The organism is Streptomyces sp. NPDC017520 (genome assembly GCF_044329855.1).
Taxonomy (GTDB): domain Bacteria; phylum Actinomycetota; class Actinomycetes; order Streptomycetales; family Streptomycetaceae; genus Streptomyces.
Genome location: NZ_JBIRKB010000005.1, coordinates 262,434 through 281,272, shown reverse-complemented (window position 1 = coordinate 281,272; position 18,839 = coordinate 262,434). Strand labels below are relative to the sequence as shown.

At 75.8% G+C, this 18,839-nt stretch carries 15 protein-coding genes and 1 pseudogene; 2 read left to right on the top strand and 14 right to left on the bottom strand.

Translation table 11 applies throughout. The annotated features are described in order from the left end of the window. Positions 1-205: 205 nt before the first annotated feature. A complete protein-coding gene (locus tag ACH4KB_RS14570; RefSeq protein WP_398066300.1) occupies positions 206-2,665 on the top strand; it encodes a SpoIIE family protein phosphatase in 2,460 nt (819 codons plus the stop codon). A gap of 137 nt (positions 2,666-2,802) precedes the next feature. On the opposite strand, the gene ACH4KB_RS14565 is transcribed toward ACH4KB_RS14570, so the two are convergent. From ACH4KB_RS14565 to ACH4KB_RS14510, 12 genes and pseudogenes are all read right to left on the bottom strand, one after another. Next, entirely contained in the window at positions 2,803-4,608 is a 1,806-nt protein-coding gene (locus tag ACH4KB_RS14565; protein WP_398066299.1) for an ABC transporter ATP-binding protein, read from the bottom strand. Continuing rightward, positions 4,605-6,344 (bottom strand): ABC transporter ATP-binding protein/permease, encoded by a 1,740-nt coding sequence (locus ACH4KB_RS14560; RefSeq protein ID WP_398066298.1) that lies wholly within the window; start codon positions 6,342-6,344, stop codon positions 4,605-4,607. Before ACH4KB_RS14560 ends, ACH4KB_RS14565 begins: the two co-directional genes overlap by 4 nt. 353 nt (positions 6,345-6,697) lie before the next feature. After that, positions 6,698-8,191: pseudogene (locus ACH4KB_RS14555) on the bottom strand (nitroreductase); the annotation flags it as partial. 14 nt (positions 8,192-8,205) lie between these two features. Then, complete coding sequence (locus ACH4KB_RS14550; protein WP_398066539.1) at positions 8,206-9,573, bottom strand: YcaO-like family protein; 1,368 nt, start codon at positions 9,571-9,573, stop codon at positions 8,206-8,208. Further along, the gene (locus ACH4KB_RS14545) at positions 9,570-11,216 is read right to left on the bottom strand and encodes a CocE/NonD family hydrolase (protein ID WP_398066297.1); all 1,647 of its coding nucleotides are present in this window, start codon (positions 11,214-11,216) and stop codon (positions 9,570-9,572) included. Before ACH4KB_RS14545 ends, ACH4KB_RS14550 begins: the two co-directional genes overlap by 4 nt. Then, a complete protein-coding gene (locus ACH4KB_RS14540; RefSeq protein WP_398066296.1) occupies positions 11,213-12,253 on the bottom strand; it encodes a hypothetical protein in 1,041 nt (346 codons plus the stop codon). The genes ACH4KB_RS14545 and ACH4KB_RS14540 overlap by 4 nt, the downstream gene beginning before the upstream one ends. 136 nt (positions 12,254-12,389) lie before the next feature. Then, entirely contained in the window at positions 12,390-12,524 is a 135-nt protein-coding gene (gene amiA, locus ACH4KB_RS14535; RefSeq protein WP_361872703.1) for a streptamidine family RiPP, read from the bottom strand. A gap of 73 nt (positions 12,525-12,597) precedes the next feature. Beyond that, a complete protein-coding gene (locus ACH4KB_RS14530) occupies positions 12,598-13,428 on the bottom strand; it encodes an ABC transporter ATP-binding protein (protein ID WP_398066538.1) in 831 nt (276 codons plus the stop codon). A gap of 59 nt (positions 13,429-13,487) precedes the next feature. Beyond that, positions 13,488-13,637 carry a hypothetical protein gene (locus ACH4KB_RS14525; RefSeq protein ID WP_398066295.1) on the bottom strand — a complete coding sequence of 50 codons (150 nt, stop codon included), beginning with the start codon at positions 13,635-13,637 and terminating at the stop codon, positions 13,488-13,490. Then, a complete protein-coding gene (locus tag ACH4KB_RS14520) occupies positions 13,634-14,692 on the bottom strand; it encodes a FecCD family ABC transporter permease (RefSeq protein WP_398066294.1) in 1,059 nt (352 codons plus the stop codon). Before ACH4KB_RS14520 ends, ACH4KB_RS14525 begins: the two co-directional genes overlap by 4 nt. Further along, a complete protein-coding gene (locus ACH4KB_RS14515; RefSeq protein ID WP_398066293.1) occupies positions 14,689-15,750 on the bottom strand; it encodes a FecCD family ABC transporter permease in 1,062 nt (353 codons plus the stop codon). The genes ACH4KB_RS14520 and ACH4KB_RS14515 overlap by 4 nt, the downstream gene beginning before the upstream one ends. Continuing rightward, on the bottom strand, positions 15,747-16,733 hold the full coding sequence (locus tag ACH4KB_RS14510) for an ABC transporter substrate-binding protein (RefSeq protein ID WP_398066292.1): 987 nt from the start codon (positions 16,731-16,733) through the stop codon (positions 15,747-15,749). Before ACH4KB_RS14510 ends, ACH4KB_RS14515 begins: the two co-directional genes overlap by 4 nt. A 201-nt stretch (positions 16,734-16,934) precedes the next feature. Between ACH4KB_RS14510 and ACH4KB_RS14505 the strand changes: the two genes are divergently transcribed. After that, complete coding sequence (locus tag ACH4KB_RS14505; protein ID WP_398066291.1) at positions 16,935-18,212, top strand: hypothetical protein; 1,278 nt, start codon at positions 16,935-16,937, stop codon at positions 18,210-18,212. A gap of 70 nt (positions 18,213-18,282) precedes the next feature. Here ACH4KB_RS14505 and rpsN read toward each other — a convergent pair whose 3' ends face one another. Together rpsN and rpmB are read right to left on the bottom strand one after the other, a co-directional pair. Then, positions 18,283-18,588, bottom strand: a complete 306-nt coding sequence (gene rpsN, locus ACH4KB_RS14500; protein WP_398066290.1) for a 30S ribosomal protein S14 — start codon at positions 18,586-18,588, stop codon at positions 18,283-18,285. After that, on the bottom strand, positions 18,588-18,824 hold the full coding sequence (gene rpmB / locus ACH4KB_RS14495) for a 50S ribosomal protein L28 (protein WP_398066289.1): 237 nt from the start codon (positions 18,822-18,824) through the stop codon (positions 18,588-18,590). The genes rpsN and rpmB overlap by 1 nt, the downstream gene beginning before the upstream one ends. Between the last annotated feature and the right edge of the window lie 15 nt (positions 18,825-18,839).

Sequence of the window (18,839 nt, the reverse complement as noted above, 5' to 3'; positions counted from 1 at the left end):
CCCTCCTGTCGGGGCCGGAGCCGTCCACCCACACGGGTCCAGCGCGGGGCAGGTGGACAAGCAACCGCTTGTCACCACCACCAACGCGGACACGGCCCGCTCCGTCACGCCGCCGAACGAGGGACAGCCCTCGCCCGGACTCCGCACCGGGCGCGGTCCGGGGCGAGCAGCGACCATGGAAACCTACGGAGGGTGGTGAGGTGCAATGGCATCCGCCGAAGAGGGCTCCCCGGCGGAACCCGGCCCGCTGCCCTCCGGGGACGGGCGGAAACCGGCGCGGACGACCGACGCCGCGGCGGCGGTGATCGCCGGGGACGGCACGGTCATCGGCTGGACCCGCGGGGCCGAGGCGCTGCTCGGGTATCCGGCGGCCGAGGTGGTCGGCCGGTCCGCCTCCCAGCTGCTCACGGGCCCTCCGGACGCCCGGCGCACGGCCGCGGTGGCCGCCCGCTGCCGGGCCGGTTCGGGGTGGAGCGGACTGGTCCCCCTGCGGGCCCGGGACGGCCGGTCGCTGGACATCGACGTACGGGTCACCGCCTCGTTCCTGATCGCCGGGCGGGAGGGCTTTCTGGTGTCCGGGCGGGAACTCACCCCGCGCTGGACGATGCGCGGGTCCGTGCTGGACGACTTCCTGACCCGGTCGCCGGTCGGAATGGCGGTACTCGACCCCGAACTGCGCTATCTCTGGCTCAACGACACCCTGGTACGGTTCGGCGGCGTGCCCCGGGAACAGCGTCTGGGACGCCGGCCGAGCGAGGTACTGCCCCGAGCACTGGCGACGCCCGTCGAGCGGCTGATGCGGCAGGTCCTGTCGACCGGCGAAGCGATCATGGACTACGAGTACCTGGGCTGGAGCTGGGCCGACCCGCACCGCCGACGGGCGTACGCGAGTTCGTGCTTCCCGCTGGCCGACGCCCGCGACCGCCGGATCGGCATCGGCTACATGGTCCTCGACGTCACCGACCGGTGGAACGCGCGTCGGCTCCTCGCGCTGGTGAACGAGGCCGGAGCGAGTATCGGCAGCACCCTGGACGTACAACGTACGGCGCAGGAGCTCGCCGACTTCGCGGTGCCCCGGTTCGCGGACTTCGTCTTCGTCGACCTGCTGGAGAACCCGTTCGGCGGCGACCTGCCGGGGGCGCCGGCCGAGGGCGAGCGGCCGGCCATGCGCCGGGCGGGGCTGAGCTCGGTGCGGGAGGGCTGCCCGGAGGCGGTCGTACGGGTCGGCGAGACGGTCGACTTCGTGCCGCCGCCGCACGACGCGCACTTCCTCCTCGACGGCGACCCGGTGCTGCTCCCGGCGCTCGACCCGGACAGCCACGGGTGGACGGTGGAGCAGCCCGCGCGGGCCGCCCGGCTCCGGGAGTTCGGGCTGCACTCGTTGATCTCCGTGCCGATGCGGGCGCGCGACACGGTGCTGGGGCTGACCACCTTCATGAGGTCGCGGAATCCGGTGCCGTTCGACGAGGACGACGTGGCGCCCGCCCGGGAGCTGGTGGCGCGCGCGGCCGTGTGCGTGGACAACGCCCGCCGCTACACCCGGGAGCACACCGCGGCGCTGGTGCTCCAGCGGAGCCTGCTGCCGCACACGCTGCGCGGCGGAACGGCGCTGGACGTGGCGTCGTCGTACCTTCCGGCGGACGCGAAGGACGGGGTCGGCGGCGACTGGTTCGATGTGATCCCGCTGTCCGGCGCCCGGGTCGGCCTGGTCATCGGCGACGTCGTCGGACACGGCATCGGAGCCGCCGCGACCATGGGCCGGCTGCGCACCGCCGTACAGACGCTGGCCGACATGGATCTTCCCCCGGACGAGCTGCTGGCACGCCTGGACGATCTCGTCCTCCGGCTCAGCGAGGAGGAGCGCGCGGGGGGTCCGGAGGAGCGGGGCGGGACGACGGTGGTGGGGGCCACCTGCCTGTACGCCGTCTACGATCCGGCGAACGGCTGCTGCACGATGGCCCGGGCCGGTCACCCGCCACCGGTGATCGTCACGCCGGACAACGCGGTCAGCTTCCCGGACCTGCCCGCAGGGCCGCCTCTGGGGCTCGGCGGGCTGCCTTTCGAGTCCCTGGAGGTCGAGCTGCCCGAGGGAAGCCTCCTCGGCCTCTACACCGACGGGCTCATCGAAGGGGCCGACAAGGACCTGGAGCGCGGAATGGACCGGCTTGGCCGGGCGGTGTCCCGGAACGGAATGCCCCTGGCGGACCTGTGTCCGGCGGTGGTCAAGGAGCTGCTGCCCGTCCCGCAGCCGGACGACATCGCGCTGCTCCTCGCCCGGACCCACCGCCTGAGCCCCGAGCACCTGGTCTCGTGGGACGTGCCCGTGGACCCCGCGGCGGTCGGCGAGACCCGCGCCAAGGTCTCCCGCCAGCTGGAGACGTGGGGGCTCGCGGAGCTGTCGATGACGACGGAACTGATCGTCAGCGAGCTGGTGACCAACGCGATCCGGTACGCCGCGGGTCCTGTGCGGCTGCGGCTGCTGTTCCAGTCGGCACTGACCTGCGAGGTGTCCGACGCCAGCAACACCTCGCCGCGGCTGCGGCACGCCAGGACGACGGACGAGGGCGGGCGTGGGCTGTTCCTCGTCGCTCAGCTCGCCCATCGGTGGGGCACGCGCTACACCCCCCGGGGGAAAATCATCTGGGCGGAGCAGCCCCTTCCCTGATCCGGCCCGGTCCCCGGGACGCCCCTGGCTGCTTCGGGGACGCCCCCCTGCGGACTCTCCTCAAGGGCTCTCCGCAGGGGCTCCTCAGGGGCTCTCCTCAGGAACTTTCCCCAAGGGCTCTCCTCCAGGGGCTTTCCTCAGGGACTTTCCTCGCGGGCGAAGAGGCGGGTCAGCGGGCCGCCCGCCCGGATCAGCTCGTCCCAGGTGCCCTCCTCGACGATGCGCCCGCCGTCCAGGACCGCGATCCGGTCGGCCCTGCGGACCGTCGCCGGGCGGTGGGCGATCACCAGGGTCGTCCGGGTGGCGGAGTCGGCCGCGAGCGCCCGGGACAGTTCCGCGTCGCCCCGGTGGTCCAGGTGGGCCGTCGTCTCGTCCAGGACGAGTACGCGCGGGCCGCTCAGCAGCCCCCGGGCCAGGGCCACCCGGGCACGCTGGCCGCCGGACAGGGTCGCGCCGCGCTCGCCGACGGCGGTGTCCAGACCGTCGGGCAGGGCGTCGGCGATGGGGTCGATGCCGCAGATCCGGGTCACCGCGCCCAGTTCTTCCGCCGTGGCGTCCGGAGTGCCCAGCCGGAGGTTCTCGGCGAGGGTGCCGTGGAAGAGCGGGGCCTCCTGCCCCACCACGGACACGGCGGCGCGCAGGTCATCCTCGGCGAGGTCCCGCAGGTCCACGGGGTCGGCCGGGGCGGGGGGCACCAGCTCCACCGCGCCCGTCTCGGGGTCCCAGTAACGCGCCAGGAGGTGTGCGCAGGTCGACTTTCCCGCCCCCGAGGCTCCGACGAGGGCGACGGTCTCGCCCGGCCGGACCGTCAGGTCGAGGCCGTCCAGCACGGCCTCTCCCCCGTAGCCGAACCGGACTCCGCGCAGCCGCAGGCCGAGCGGTCCCGGCGGTACGGGGCGGGGGGCGGTGGGAGCGGGGGCTCCGGCGGGCGCGTGCACGGCGGCCCGGACCCGGGCGGCGGCGGCGCGCAGACCCCCGGCCCGGCCGAGTGCGGCCGCCGATTCGGCGACCGGGGCCAGGGCTCCCAGGGCGAGTGCCATGGCGGCCGGGGCCCACGCCCCGTCCAGACGTCCGGCGGACGCGGCGTGGGCGGCGGCCGCCACTACCCCGATGACGGCGGCGACGACCAGCAGGTCGCGGGTGGCGCCCGCGCCGGTCTCCCAGGACTGTTCGGCGCGCTGGGCGCGGGCGAGCCGGCGTCCGGCGGACCGGAGCCGGGACCGCCTGCGGTTCAGCGCCCCGGTCATCAGGAGTTCGCGCAGCCCGTCGACGCTCTCCACGGTCTCGGACGAGACCTCGGCGAGCGCGCTCCGGGTCCTCGCCCCGCGTTCGGCCCGTCCGCGCGCCTCGAACAGGGGCGACCAGATCAGGAGGAGCGCGGCGGGCACGACGGCGAGCAGCAACCAGGGACCGAGGGCCGCCAGCACAGCGGCCGACACCGCGAAGACCACGCCGGAGGCGAGGAGTTGCGCGATGGCGTGGGCGTAGAAGAACTCCAGTGCCTCGACGTCCCCGAGCGCGGTGGCCGCGAGGTCGCCGCTGCGCCGGCCCGCGATTCGGGCCGGGGCGCTGCGGGCCAGCCCGTCGAAGACCCGGACGCGCAGTTCGGCGAGGACCCGGTAGGCGAGGTCGTGCGAGAGGTCCATCTCCCGCCAGGTGGCGAGGGCCCGGAGCAGGACGAGCCCGATCAGGACGGCGACGGTCCCCGGGGTGGGTGGGCGGTGCTCCGTCACGGCCGTGCCCACCGTGTGCGCGGCGAGGGTCACGAGCGCGACCAGGGCCGCCTGGTCGACGAGGGCGGCCAGGCAGGTGCGCAGGACGGTGGCGCGGTGCGCGCCGAGGACCGGGAGGAGCGAGCGCAGGGCGCCGGTCGCGGCGTCGTCGGTGGCGGCGGCGGCGCCGGGGGAACGGGCAGGGCCGGTAGGGGCCGAGGTCGGGGTCATGCGGCGCGCTCCTCCTGTGCGGTGCGCCCGGCCGCGACGAGCGAGGCGTACACGCCGCCGCCCGCGAGCAGGGTGGTGTGGTCGCCCGCCGCGGCGACACGGCCCGCGTCGAGGACGACGATGTGGTCGGCGTGGCGTACGGCGTCGAGCCGGTGGGCGACGACGACGCAGGTGCGGCCGCGGCCGGCCGCCGACAGTTCCCGCACGATGCGGGCCTGGCCGCGTTCGTCGACCGCGCTGGTGGCCTCGTCCAGGATCAGGACAGGGGCGTCGGCCAGCAACGCCCGTGCGAGGGCGAGCCGTTGACGCTGCCCACCGGAGAGCGTGGCGCCGCGTTCGCCGACGAGGGTGGCGTAACCGTGCGGCAGCCTGGCGATCTCCTGGTCGATCCCGGCGGTGCGGGCGGCGGCACGCAGCTGTTCGTCGGTGGCGGCCGGGCGGGCGATCCGCAGGTTCTCCGCGATCGTGGCGTGGAAGAGGTAGGTGTCCTGCGAGACGACGGCGATGCCCCGGCGCAGTGAGGCGAGGGTGTACGCGGCGGTGGCCGTACCGGCGACGGTGAGGCTGCCGCTGTCCGGGTCCCGTTGCCGCAGGAGCAGGCTCAGCAGGGTCGACTTTCCCGCCCCGGACGGTCCGACGACGGCTGTGGTGCGCCCCGGGGCGGCGGTGAAGGTGACGCCGTCGAGGGCGGGCAGCTTGCTCCCCGGGTGGGTGAAGCGCACGTCCTCGAAACGGATTTCGGGTGGGCTCTCCCAGGCGGCGGCCAGGGTGCCCCGGTCGGGCACGGCCGCCTCGGCGGTGCGCAGGGCGGCGATTCCGTCGGCCGCGGACACCCCGAGGTAGCCCGCGTGCCACTCGCGGGAGAGGTCGCGGACGGGGCGGAAGCATTCGGAGGCGAGGAGGAGAAGGAGGTAGGTGCCGGTGGCGGCGGTACGGCCGGTGGCCGCCGACGAGCACGCCACGAGGACGGCGGCGGCCGTGCCGCCCTGGACGGCCAGGTCGGTGAGGCCGGTGTCGACGAGCGAGACGCGGAGTTTGGCGACGGTGGTCCGGTGCAGGGCGGATGACCGCCGCTCCAGCCGTTCCCGTACGCGGCCCACCGCACCGGTGGCGCGCAGGGTCGGCATCCCCTGGAGCGCTTCCAGGTAGTCGGCGGCGAGGGCTTCGTAGGAGTCCCAGTGCTCCTTGCCCCGCCGCGCGAGCAGCCGGTCCCACCAGCGCGGCCCGAACAGGGCGAGCAGCAGGGCGGGGCCGAGGGCGAGGGCCGCGTACGGCTCGACGAGGGCGACGGCGACGAGCAGCAGCGGTGGAACGGCGCAGGTGATGAGCGCTTGGGGCAGATAGCGCGAGACGTACGCGTCGACGCCCTCGACGCCGTCCACCAGCGTGGCGCGCACGGCTCCGGCGCGCGCGCCGGTGATCGCGGTGGGGCCGAGTGCGCCGAGCCTCGCCAGCAGGGTGTCGCGCAGCCCGACCCGTACGGCGGCTCCCGCCGTGACGGCGGTCAGGCGCTGGGCACGGCCGAGTCCGGCGCGGACCAGGACGACGGCGATGACGGTGGTGAGCAGGGGGGCGAGGGCGGCCGTCTCCCCCCGGGCGATCCGGGCGAGCACGAGCGCGAGAAGGACGGCCTGGGCGAGGTGGGTGGCGGCGACCGCGGCGAGCAGTGCGGTGGCGAGGCCGAGCGGGCGGCGTGCGGTGTTCGCGGCGCGCAGGAGTTCGGGGTGGAGCATCATGGCCGTTCTTCCTCGCCGGGCGGAGCCGCCGGGGCGGCGCTTGTCGGGGACGCTGGGGCGGGTGCCGTCGGGGCGGCGGGCGCCTGGCTCGCTGTGCCGGGGGCCGTGGGGGCGAGTGGTGTCGGGGCGGGTGGCGTTGGGCTCGCTGCGCCGGGGGGCGTCGGGGCGGGTGGCGTTGGGCTCGCTGTGCCGGAAGCCCTGGGGCCGAGTGCTGCCGGGGCGGGTGGCGTTGGCCTCGCTGCGCCGGGGGGCGTCGGGGCGGGTGGCGCTGGGCTCACTGCGCCGGAAGCCCTGGGGCCGAGTGCTGCCGGGGCGGGTGACGTTGGCCTGGCTGCGCCGGGGGGCGTCGGGGCGGGTGGCGTTGGCCTGGCTGCGCCGGGGGGCGTCGGGGCGGGTGGCGTTTCGGCCGTCGTTGGGCGCCGCACGAAGCCCGGGCCGACGGGGCCCGGCGGTGGGGGCGCTCCCACCGCGAGGCCGTGCGCGATCCAGTCGCGTCCGGGGGCCTCGCCCAGCGCCGCGCCCAGATCCGCCCGCTGCCAGGATCCGACGGGACGGGAGCGCAGGCCGAGCGCGGTGGCGTGGGCCTGGACGGCTCCGGCCGCGTACCCGGCGGCGAGGTGGCCGGTGCGAACAGTGGCCGGCGGGGCGTCAGCGGGACAGCCGTGGGCCAGGAGCACCGCGCCCGCGCCGCCGATCCACTGCTGGCCCGCGGCCCAGTGGGCGAGGGTGGGACGCGCGTCCCCGGAGGCGCGGACGTCGAGTCCGCTGCCGCCGGGAGCCTTCGCGTACAGGGCCGGGGCCCCACCGCCGAGCGCCGCGGTCCAGGCGGGTCCGTCCGGCCGTGCTGTCCCGGCTGTGGTCAGGAGCCGGGTGAGCTGCTCCTCGCCGGGCGGGTGGATCAGGTCGTCGGGCGGGGCGCTCCGGCGCGCCTCCAGGGCTTGGTCGGTCACCGGTCCCGGACGGACGGCCGGGTGCCAGGTGCCGCCGGGCAGCTCGGGGGATGCCGCGATGTGGTGCAACAGGTGGAGTGTCGCCGCGAGTTCACTGGGCGGGGTGGTCTCCGCGCCGGATCGCGGCGACGGGGTTCCGGTACGGGGTGGGCCGGCCCAGGCCCTGAGCGCCCCGGGGGCGTCGGCTGTCACACTCACGGGCGTCAACGCGACTACCGCGAGCGGCAGTTCCGGCTCGGTGCCGGGCCAGGCGTTCGGCCGGTCCGGAGCGGCGGGCAGTCCGGCGGCGGCGGAGAGGAGGGCGGTGTCCGCGTCGAGGCAGACCAGGACATCGGCTACCGGGGGCGCGGCCAGCGCCAGGGCCGCGGCGGCGTGGCCGGTGTCCAGCAGCAGGAGCGGCCAGGCCCGGTGGCCGTAGTGCGCGACGGTGCGGGACACGACCACGGTGAGGACGACGAGAGCGCCCGGGGGTATGCCTTCGGGGGCCGGGCCGCGTGGATGCGCGCGGTGGGCGCGCGGGTCGTAGGCGTAGCGCCCGGGCGGCAGCGAACACCCGGGCCCGGCCAACAGGTGCGCGCGCACCGGGTGCAGGGCTCCCGCCGAGGGGACGGGCCGCAGCCGGCCCGGGGTGCCGGCGGGCGCGGCCAGCGAGAGCCGCAGGAGGCGGTCGAGGTCGAGGCCGGCCCCGCCCCCGGCCCGAGGACCCGCCCCGGACCGGACCTCTTCCCCGGCCAACGGCAGCCCGGTCCCGCTCCAGGGGAACGGGCGCTCGGGAACGTACGGGGAGAGGCCCGGCGCGCGCGAGGAGCGGACGTCTGCGAGGGCCCGGCGCAGCAGGCCGGACGCGGGGCGCGTGCGGGGGCCGGGGGCGGCGGTCCGGGCCGGGGTGTCGGGCATGGCGGCGCGCTCCTTCACATGTGCGGGGGCGGGGCGAGGGTGAAGTCCCCCGGGGCGGTGGGCGGTCGGGTGCGCCAGCCCCGGGCGAGCGCCGCGTCCGCGAGGCGCGGGCAGCCGAAGTAGCCGAAGGCGGCAGGTGCGTTGGGGATCAGTCCGGAGACCAGGACGCGGGCGACCCGCAGTGCCGTCTCGGCGACGTCCTCCGTCGTGAGGTCGGCGGTGATCACCCGGTGCCCCCCGGCGGCGAGCGCCGCGTCGAGCGCGGTGCGGCCACCGGGAGCGATCGCGGTGACCGGAACCGTGCCGAGGGCGGGTTCGGTGAAGCGGCGGGCGAGCGGGGACATCCGGTCGTCCAGCCAGACCTGGACGTGGGCCCCGAGGTCCCGCACGGCGGCGAACTCGGGCCCGCAGTCGTCGAGATAGCGCCGGTCGGCACGGTGGTCGAGGTAGAGGCCACGGGCGAGCATCCCGGCTTCGACCGCCCGGTACACCCAGCCGTCGGCGTCCACCGCTCCCTGGGTGAACACCCAGGTGTGCACGGCCTCCAGGACGGCCTTGCGGGCCGCCTCCGCCGGGTCGTACCGGCAGGCGAACCCGGCCGCGTATATGCCGCGCCCGGGGTCGTGCACGAGGGCCGCCGCACAGGGGGCGAACTCGGAGGGCATCTCCACGATGTGCACGTCCAGCGCGCAGCCGGCCAGGTCCTCGGTGAGCCCGGGGACGCTCGCCGGGTCGATGCCCCGGGTGGGCCCGTCCAGGTGCCACCACAGCTCCAGGGCGTCGCGCTCGACGACTTCGAGGAGGCCGCGCTCGACGGCGTCGTCGAGGCCCTGCCCGGTGGCGATGCCCGCGTAGTTGAGGTGGTGGGTGCGGGGCAGCGAACGCAGTTCACCCTGACGCCAGTTGAGGTGGGTCAGCGCGACGGGGGCCCAGCAGGCCTGCCCGTTCTCGGTGGCCCGGGTCCACAGTGCGGGGGTGTCGGGGGTGAGTTCGGCGTACGGGAATCCCGGGCGGCCGAACTGCCAGGGCGCGTACGTCGGCAGAGCGCCGGGCCCGTACACGCGGTGGCCCTCGGCGGTCAGTTCGGCGGCGGTGGCCCGGCGGGGCTCCTGGGGGTGGCCGGGCGGTGGGAGGCGGTTGCCGCAGTAGCGCTCGACGGCCTCGGCCACCGCGGCGATCCAGGCGCCCCGGGGGTCGCCGAACGTGGTACCGAGCGAGACCCGGTCGGCGGGCCAGGCGCCGAGGCGGCGGGCGTCGGCGACGTCGGCGGTCATCGCGGTGTAGCGGGGCGGCGCACCGGTGGGGTGCTCGACGGGTGCGACGTCGCGGATGATCCCGGTGACGGGATCGACGAGGGCTTCAATGGGCAGGACGCTGGTCAACGGCATATCTCCGGTGCGGGCTCGACGTAGCGGCGTCGGGCGACGACGGGCAGGTGGAGGGCGCTGCCCCGGGGGTTCACGGTGCGGCGGGACGGGGCGAGCCGGGTGGCGGCGACCGGGTCCTCCCCGGTGTGCGGGTTACGGGCGTGGGCGGGGAAGTGGTGTCCGGCGATCTCCGCGCGCAACCGGGTCCCGGCGGGCAGCCGACGGCCGAGCGTGCCGAGCGGCACGGTGATGTCCGCGGCCTCGCCGGGCGGGCCGGTGCGCCGGACGATGCCGAAGGCGAGCGGATCCGCGTGGCCGGACGGGTCGAGTGCGGTCAGGCGTACGGCCCAGTCGGCACTGGGCGTGTCGGCCGTGACGTTGATCCGGGCGACGGCGGCTCCCGCCAGGTCGAGCGGGCGGGGCAGCGGTGGCGAGAGGAGCAGGCAGCGGTCGGCTGGGGCGCCGTCGGCCGGGACGGCGAGGTCGTCGGAGCGCACGGGGCGGTCCGGGTCGGCGCTGAACTCGGCTCCGTGGAGGAGCCGTAGACCGGTGGGAGAGCCGAAGGGCCAGCGGCGCTCCGCCTCCGGCCGGTCCGGTGAGGTGGTGTCGGGAGTGATCGGCTCTCCGGGGACGCTGTGCCAGCGACCGCTGTCGCCGAGGGCGATGACACCGCGCCGCGTCGGCCCCAGCCGCCCGGCGAGCGCCGCGCGGGCCCACCGTACGTACAGCGCACCGAGGTTGACGCGGGCGCGGGCCGGTGCGGCAGGGTCGGCGGTGAGACGGTGGCCCCAGGGCCCGAGCAGCAGGCGGGACGGTCCGCCCCAGCCGCGCCACAGGGCCACGGTGTCGTCGGCGAAGGGGTCACGGGTGCCACCGACTGCGAGCAGCGGAAGGCGGGCGGTGTGGCCCAGCGCGACGAGCCGGCCTCGTCCTCGGCCGGCCCAGAGGCGGGGCCAGGACGGCAGTTCGCGTCCCAGGCTCTCGGCCAGCCGGGTCGGGAGGTGGGCGACCGGGAGGTGTTCGAGCAGCCGGGGGTCCTCGGCCAGGGCGCGGGCCAACGCGTCCGGGTCGGAGTCGCGACGGTCGCCGTGGGCCGCCCACCAGCCGGCCCGGGCCCACAGCCGCTCAGGACCCCCGGGCTCCCGCGCCGTCTCGGCGAGTCCGAGCGCGGGGACAGCGGCGATGACGGCGTCGGGGACTCCGAGGGCAAGGAGGCGGTCGGAGTCGGCGCCGGGTCCGGGGCCGGCATCGTGGGCTGCATCGCAGGCGGCGTCACGGACGGTGTCGCGGGCGGTGTCGCGAGCGGCGAGTGCGGTGACGAGGGCGCAGTACGCGGCGTAGGAGGCGCCGACGGCGACGACCTCCCCGTTGCTCCACTCCTGTGCGCGCGTCCAGGCGACGGTGGCCGCGCCGTCCACCGTCTCGTGGCCCCGGTAGGGGTGCCACTCCCCCGGTGAGCCGTGGCGGCCGCGAACGTCCTGGGCGAGGGCGGCGAATCCGTGCGCCGCCCAGCCGTACAGCTCGGCGCGGTGGGCGTCACGCCCGTAGGGGGTTCTGATCAGGACGGCGGGGACGGGGCGATTGCCCTCCGGAAGGCATACGTCGGTGGCGAGCGCGGTGCCGTCCGGCGCGGGGACGTACAGGGTGCGGGTGTTCACGGGCGCGCCTTGGCTGCCCCGGCTCCGACTCCAGCTCCGGCCCCGGCCCCGGCGCGCGTCGAGGCCGGAGCGGGCAGGGGTGCGACGTCCGGGACGGGGAGCACGGAGTGCTCGGAGAAGGTGAGGTCGCGCAGGTCGATGCGGCGCAGCCGACGGCGCACCGGGAGAACGGCCTCCCGGCTCGTCGCGGCATCGGCCCGCGCCCCGGTTTCGGCTCCGGCTCCGGCCCGCGCCCCGGCCCCGGCTTCGGCCCCGGCTTCGGCTTCGGCTTCGGCTTCGGCTTCGGCTTCGGCTTCGGCTTCGGCCCAGGCGAGCAGATCGGCGGTGAGGAGCGCGGCGATCAGGGCGGCGGAGGCTTCGGTGGGGTGCGGTCCGGTGTCGGGGGTCCGGTGCCCGGCCCAGTACGCGGCGAGTTCGCGATGGGCGGGGGTGGCCGCGAGTCTGCGGAGCCTGACGTGACGGGAGGTGACGTCTCCCGGGGCCGCGGCAAGGGGTTCGGTCCAGCTGTGGGCGCCCTCGCGGTGGCAGCGCAGCCAGGCGACGCGTCGCCCTGGCAGCAGGTCCGCCGTGTCCCAGAGCCCTTCGGGCACGGGCGAGTCGAGGCACCACACCACGGCGACGCGCCCTTCGGTGCGGTGGTCCGGGGCCGTCCGGGCCAGCTCCGCCACACCGCCCGGGGTGATCCGGTGGACCTCGGCCCCTTCCGCCCCGGCGCAGCGCGCCAGCGGCTCGGCGAGCACGGGGTCGCCGAGTACGTGGACGGTGCGGCCGGCGAGTCGGGCCCGGGACGGGGCGGACACCGCGTGCCCGCCTGCCTCGAACGCCTCGACGAGCCGCGCGAGTTCGGCGGCGTGCCCGCTCCCGTCCGGCGCGTCCTCGTCCGGCGCCTCCTCCCCCGCCAGCCGGCGCACCAGGGCTTCGCGGGCGACACCGCCGGTGTCGATGCGCAGGAACTCCCCTCCGGAGGTCCGGAGTACGGGAGGTTCACCGGGGACGGTGACGATCCCGGTGCCGGGAGCGAGTCGACTGCGGGTCACGGAATCCTCCGAAGCAGGAAGCGGGACGGGACGTTCGGGGCTGAACAGGGCCGAACGGGGCGGACCCGCCCGGGATGTCACCGGGCGGGCCCGCCCCGCGCCACGCGGGGAACCTGCCGTCAGCGGCAGGCGTCGCTTACTTCTCGGTCGCGGTGTCGGCCTCGACGGCGTCGTCGAAGGGGTTCTCGACGAGGGCGTTCGAGTGGGTGGCGGAGAGGTGCGCGAGCTGGCCCTGGTCGGCGATCGGGCTGAACACCTTGTTGTTCTCCATGAGTTGAATCTCCATTCGGAAGGATCGGATGGGTCTTTCGGTCGCGGCGTCGGTGCGTGCCGCAGCACAGACACTAATGAATATGATTTTCATTCCGCAAGAGCTGGAGCGGATCGAGAGGGTGATCTGGGTAACAGACGGGCCACCCGCCCTCGCTGTCGACCCCCACCCGGCCCTCCACGCCGAGGACTTCGGCCAGCAGACCCCGGGTAACCACCTCGGCCGGAGGCCCGTCGGCGGCGACGCGGCCCTCGCGCAGCGCGACGATCCGATCGGCGAACCGCGCGGCGTGGTTGAGGTCGTGCAGCACCATCACCACCGTCAGCCGGCGCTCCGCGCGCAGCCGTACGACCGTCTGGAGCACCTCCAGCTGGTGCCGCAGATCGAGATAGGTGGTCGGCTCGTCCAGGAAGAGCACGCGGGCGTCCTGGGCCAGCGCCATGGCCAGCCGGACCCGCTGGCGTTCGCCTCCGGACAGCGCGTCCACCGGCCGGTCGGCCCAGGCGGTGACGCCGACGTCCGCGAGCGCCCGCGACGTCACCTCGTCGTCCCCCTCCCGCAGCATTCCGAGCGGCCCCCGGGCGGCGTAGCGTCCCTGACGCACGAGTTGACGCACGGTCAGTCCCGGTACGGCGGGTGCCGACTGGTGGAGCAGGGCGACGCGCCGGGCGGCGGTGCGGCGGGGCAGCCTCGCCACGTCGTCGCCTTCGAGCAGGACGCGCCCGCCGCTCGGGGTGAGCAGTCCGGCGGCGAGCTTGAGGAAGGTGCTCTTGCCGCAGCCGTTCAGCCCGATCAGCGCGACCAGTTCGCCGGCGTGGACGCTCAGGTCCACCCCGCGCAGGACCATGCGTCCGGGGTAGCCGAAGGACAGCCCCTCCGCCCGGACGACCTCGGGACCGGACATCACGCCCGGTTCCGCTTCCGGCCCGGCCGCCTCCACCGGGCTTGGCTCCACTTGTCCGGTCAGGCCTTCCGGCATGTCACCCTCCTCATCCGCTGTCCTCCACTTCCGTCGGCGTCGGCGTAGTTGCCCACGCCGACGCCGACGCCGACGCCGACGCCCGCACCGATACCGCCATCGACGCACCCCGTCCGCGTACCGCTCTCCGTCATCGCTCGTCCGCCCGTCGTCGCGCCACCACCATCAGCAGCCCCGCCCCCACGAAGGTGGTCAGGGCGCCGACCGGAAGGGTCAGCCGGTCCGCTTCCAGCGCGGTGGCCAGCAGCCGGGACAGCAGCTGGGCGGCGGCGTCCGCCCCGCACACCACCGCCGCGCCGAGCAGCGCGGCACCCGGAAGGGTGATGCGCAGATCGGCCCCGAAGACCGCCAGCGCCAGATGGGGCACCAGCAGCCCCACGAAGCCGAGCGCCCCCACGGCCGACACGGCACCGGCCGTCAGCGCGACGGCGCACACCAGCGCCGCCCCCCGGCCCCGGCCGGTGGCCAGGCCCGCGGCAGAGGCCTGTTCGTCGCCGCAGCGCAACAGGGTCAGCGGCCCGGCGAGCAGCCAGGCCGCCGCGCCCCAGAAGGCGGCCCACGGCCAGAGCAGATTCCAGTGCTGCCACACCCGGCCCTCGGTGGAACCGATCAACCACTGGACGACGCTGCCGAGTTCGCCGGGGGCCACCAGAAGGACGACCGCCGTGAGCCCGGCCAGCACCGCCGACACGAGGACCCCGTACACGGCTGTCTGCTCCGGGTCGCCCCGGTCCCGCCCGGCGAGCAGCCACAGCAGCCCCGCCCCGGCGAAGCCGCCGAGGCAGGCCGCCACGACCACGGCCGTGGGGGATTCCCAGCCCGCGAGACCGAGGCCGGTCGCGGCGACCGCCCCGAGCACCGCACCGGGAGTGACGCCGGTGACCTCGGGCCCGGCCAGCGGGTTGCGCAGGGCCGACTGGAGCACGAGCCCGGCCACCCCCAGGCACGCCCCGGCGACCAGCGCCACCAGCAGCCGGGGCAACCGCAGTTGGAGCACGATGTGCTCGGCGGTGGGGTCGTCACCGCCGCCGAGCAGCACGGCCCGGACGCCTTCGGGGGTGACGCCCCGGCCGGCGAACAGATCGGCGCAGGCCATCGCGGCGACGAGCAGCACCAGGCCGCCCATCCGGACGCCCGGTGCGCGCAGGACCCGGCGGGACGGTCCGGGCACGGTGTCGATGAGTGTCATCGTTCCGCCTTCCGCAGGACGGGAGCGGAGAGGTCCCGCGGAGTCCCCGGCAGGGACGCGAGCACGGGCCCCCGGTCCCGGTCGGGCCGTCTCCCCCGCTTCAGCAGCACGACCCCGACCGGCACCCCGACCAGGGCGGTCCACGCGCCGACGGGGGTCTCGACCGGGGCGAGCGCCAGCCGGGCCGGTTGATCGGCGCACAGCACGACGATCGCGCCGCACACGGCGGACCGGACGAGCCACCCGGCCGCGCCGCCGTCCGGGCGGAGCCGGCGGGCGAGGTGGGGGGCGAGGAAGCCGACCCAGGCCACCGGTCCGCAGACCGCGACGACGGGGGCGATGAGGACGACGGCGATGCCCAGCGCGGCGACCCGCGCGCGTTCGACGCGCACGCCCAGCGCGCGGGCGTCGTCGTCGCCGAGGCGCAGCACACCGAGCACCGGCACGCACAGCACCAGCGCCGGGACGGCCACGGCGAGCCAGGGCAGCAGGCCGGTGACGTCGTCCCAGGTGCGGGCGGACAGACTGCCCAGCAGATAGCGGTAGATGAGCTGGAGGTCGAGCTGGTCGGCCATCACCATGAGCACCAGCAGTGCCGCCTGGAGCGCGGCCGCGACGGCGGCTCCGGTCAGCAGGACGGCCGAGGGGCTCCGCCCGAATCCGGCGGCGACCAGGGTGAGCAGACCGCCGAGCGCCGCCCCGGCCAGGGCGAGGAACGGTTGCAGTCCGAGGGGGACGGCCAGGGCCAGGACCAGCGGTGCGGCGACGCCCAGCGCGGCCCCGGAGGAGACTCCCAGCATCTCGGGCACGGCCAGCGGATTGCGCAGGGCCTCCTGGAGAACGAGGCCGGCCGCGCCCAGGCAGGCCCCGGCGATCAGCGCCAGCACCATGCGGGGCAGCCGCAGTTCGGTGACGACGAGCCCCGCGAGCCCGTCGGCCCCCAGCGTGGCCGGGAGCCTGGCGGGCGGGACGTACGGCGTGCCGAGGCTGAGCGCGCAGACCGCGCCCGCCAGGGCCGCCGCGCCCAGGCAGAGCGGCGCCACGGGCGGGCGCCTCACCGCAGTGCGGCCGTCGCCTCGTCGAGGACGACGCCCAGGGAGCGGGTGCCGCGCCCCTTGGCCCACACCTCGGAGTCGACCTCGATGACCTTGCCGTTCTTCACGGCGGGGATGCGTGACCAGAGGGGGTTCTTCGCCAGCTTGTCGGAGAGCTTGCCGTCCGGGGCGCCGAACGACAGGGTCTCCACGAACAGGACGTCGACGTCCCGGGCGAGGATCTCCTCCAGGCTGTAACTGCCGTCGACGCCCCGGCTCTTCCAGGGGTAGTGGGAGATCTTCGGGAACAGCCCGGCCGCCACGTCGGACTCCGGGGTGGCCACGCCGAAGTTCTCGTCGCTGCCGTAGACGATCAGCGCGGTCTGGTCGCTCTTCTCCTTCTCCGCCTGCGCCAGGCGGGTGCGGAAGGTCTTCTCCGCCGTCTCGCCCTGCTCGGTGCGGCCGGTGAGCGCGGCCAGGTCCCGCAGGTAGCCGACGCTGTCCTGCCAGGATCCGGGCTGGACCGGCCAGAACGTCGTGGCGCCCTTCAGCGCGGGGGCCAGCTTGCCGTGCGTGTCCTCCAGGCCGATCACCAGGTCGGGACGGTGGGACAGGATCGCCTCGACCTCGGGGCTGAGGAAGCCGCCGGGCACCACCGGTATCTCCGCGGCCTTCTTCTCGCCCAGGAACTTCGGGTGCGCCAGCACCTGGGAGTTGGTGGCGGTCGGGGTCATACCCAGCTCGACGAGGATGTCGTCGCAGAGGGCGACCAGGCAGACGATCTTCTCGGGCGGCTTCGACAGGGAGACGCTGACGCCCTTGGCGTCGGTGATCCGGGTGGCGGCCTCGATGGGCCGCACGTCCGTGCTCGTGCGGGCGCCGGCCCCGTTCCCCGGAGCGGCGGCCGGCCCTCCGGTGTCGGTCTCCCCGGTCCCGCAGCCGGCCAGCAGGCCTCCCAGTACGGCGATCGCCGCCCAGCGGCGGACTCTCAGCGCGGTTCGTGGCATCGACGGTCCCTCAACGTTCCTGTGCGGTCCCGGGGATGCGGCAGAGCAGGCGGCGGAGCCCCGGGAGCGATCCCCGCCACGAACCGAAACCTTACACATGATTATCATTTCCAATACAGTGGCCGGGGCCCTCACCCGGCCCTCGCCGGAACCCACCGGCCACCGCCGCCCCCACGACCCCGCCGACCGCAGGAGTTCGCCATGCCGCAGTCCCCGCACCCCGCGCCCCACGCGCCCCCGCGCCTGCTGGTCTCCGACCATGTCGCGGGCCGCATCAGCCTGTTGGACCTCCCGGACGGCACGGAGCGTGCCGAGCTGAACCACCGGCACCTCGCCGAGCACGCGGGGTTCCTCGCACTGCCGGACGGCCTCACCGCCTGCGTGGACGACCGGGCGGGCGAGCTGCTGGTCCTCGACCCCTACGGCCCCGGCGCCGGCCGGCCACTGGTCCGGCGGCGCATACCGGTCGCGGTCCCCGCCGAACACCTGGCGGCGGACCCGAGCGGACGGCACCTCGCGGTGACCACCGGCCTCGGCCGCAACGAGGAGGCCTGGACGGGGCTTCTGACCGCCGTCGACCTCGACGCACCGGACGGCGCCGTCGCCGTACGCGTACGCGGGCGGACGGGCGAGCCGGGGGTCACGGTCCTCGGCGGGGCGCCCTCGCTCGTGGTGCTGCGCCACCGGGAGCCGGGCGAGCTGCTGGTCCACCGACACGGCGACCTGATGCGTTCGGCCCCCGCATGCCCTCCGGCGACCCCGGTCCGGCGGATCGCCCTGCCGGACGACGACGGACACGGCGACGCCCACGACCCGCTCACCGGCCGGGTGTTCGCCGCCGCGGGGTCGGGGGTGCATCGCGCACGGCGGGAGGGGGACGGCCTCGTCGGCGAGGCTCCCCTGCCCTGGTCCGCCGACGGGCGCTCCGGCGGGCGCGGTTACTACCTGCGGCTCGACCCCGTGCGGCGGACGCTCTGGTCCTGCGTGCGCGACGGTCCGGGCGACCCCGGGCAGTGGCCGGACTGGTCCAACGACGCCTGGTGGCACCACCTCGACACCGGCGTCACGGGCCGGCTGGACCTGGGCCCCGGACTGGTCTTCCGGCTCGCGGTGACCGCCCGCCACATCGCGTACACCCGCGTCCACCCGGACGGCGACGAACTCGTCCTGCTCACCGCGCCCCCGGTCGCCGGAGCCCGCCCGGAGGTCGCCGCGCGCCTGCCCCTGCCCGCCATGTCCGGCGCGCCCCGGCCCGGCGGGACCCCCTGGGACGGCGTGCAGCGGCGGGCCGTCGCCGCGTCGCCCGGCGGGGGCCTGGTCGCGGTCAGCCGGGGAGGCCATGGCGAGGTCCACGTATTCGACGCGGACCGGGCGGAGCTGCTCACGACCCTGACCGTCCCGACCCCCCTGAACGACGGCGGCCACCTCGCCCTGCTGACCCCCGGGGACGGGGCGCACGCCGACACGGTCGGCCGCTGAGAGACGCGTAACGAGTGGTGGCGCGGCGCAACCGCCCTACCACCACCCGTTCCTGGCGCTCAGACCGCCTTCACCAGGAGGACTTGGTCACCCCCGGCAGGAACCCCGCGTGGGCCTGCTCACGCATCCGGACCCGGGAGAGCCCGAACCTGCGCAGGTACCCCCGGGGCCTGCCGTCGACGCTGTCACGGTTGCGCACCCGCGTGGCACTGGCGTCGCGCGGCTGACGCCGCAACTCCTCTACGGCCGCGCTGCGTTCGCGCTCCGGCGTACCCGGCCGGCGGATGATCTCCTTCAGTTCGGCCCTGCGGGCGGCGTAGCGGTCGACGGTTTCCCGGCGCCGGTCGTTCCGCGCGATCTTGCTCTTCTTCGCCATCAGACCTTCCCGCCCAGCGCACGGATGCGCGCGACCGCGGCCTCGATGCCGATGCTGTCGACGGTCTTGATGGCACGAGCACTCAGCGTGAGGCGCACATAGCGGCCCTCGCCGGGCAGCCAGTACCGCTTGCGCTGGATATTCGGGTCGAACCGACGGGACGTCCGGCGGTGCGAGTGGGAGATGTTGTTGCCGAATCCCGGCTTCGAGCCGGTCAGTTGACAGTGGGCGGACATGAGGTTACCTGCCTC

What these genes read in the sequence shown, in the direction of transcription:
- ACH4KB_RS14560 (WP_398066298.1), bottom strand. Translation starts at nt 6,344, where the DNA reads ATGATGCTCCACCCCGAACTCCTGCGCGCCGCGAACACCGCACGCCGC.
- ACH4KB_RS14510 (WP_398066292.1), bottom strand. Translation starts at nt 16,733, where the DNA reads ATGCCACGAACCGCGCTGAGAGTCCGCCGCTGGGCGGCGATCGCCGTA.
- ACH4KB_RS14530 (WP_398066538.1), bottom strand. Translation starts at nt 13,428, where the DNA reads ATGTCCGGTCCCGAGGTCGTCCGGGCGGAGGGGCTGTCCTTCGGCTAC.
- rpsN (WP_398066290.1), bottom strand. Translation starts at nt 18,588, where the DNA reads ATGGCGAAGAAGAGCAAGATCGCGCGGAACGACCGGCGCCGGGAAACC.
- ACH4KB_RS14505 (WP_398066291.1), top strand. Translation starts at nt 16,935, where the DNA reads ATGCCGCAGTCCCCGCACCCCGCGCCCCACGCGCCCCCGCGCCTGCTG.
- rpmB (WP_398066289.1), bottom strand. Translation starts at nt 18,824, where the DNA reads ATGTCCGCCCACTGTCAACTGACCGGCTCGAAGCCGGGATTCGGCAAC.
- ACH4KB_RS14565 (WP_398066299.1), bottom strand. Translation starts at nt 4,608, where the DNA reads ATGACCCCGACCTCGGCCCCTACCGGCCCTGCCCGTTCCCCCGGCGCC.
- amiA (WP_361872703.1), bottom strand. Translation starts at nt 12,524, where the DNA reads ATGGAGAACAACAAGGTGTTCAGCCCGATCGCCGACCAGGGCCAGCTC.
- ACH4KB_RS14570 (WP_398066300.1), top strand. Translation starts at nt 206, where the DNA reads ATGGCATCCGCCGAAGAGGGCTCCCCGGCGGAACCCGGCCCGCTGCCC.
- ACH4KB_RS14525 (WP_398066295.1), bottom strand. Translation starts at nt 13,637, where the DNA reads ATGACGGAGAGCGGTACGCGGACGGGGTGCGTCGATGGCGGTATCGGT.
- ACH4KB_RS14520 (WP_398066294.1), bottom strand. Translation starts at nt 14,692, where the DNA reads ATGACACTCATCGACACCGTGCCCGGACCGTCCCGCCGGGTCCTGCGC.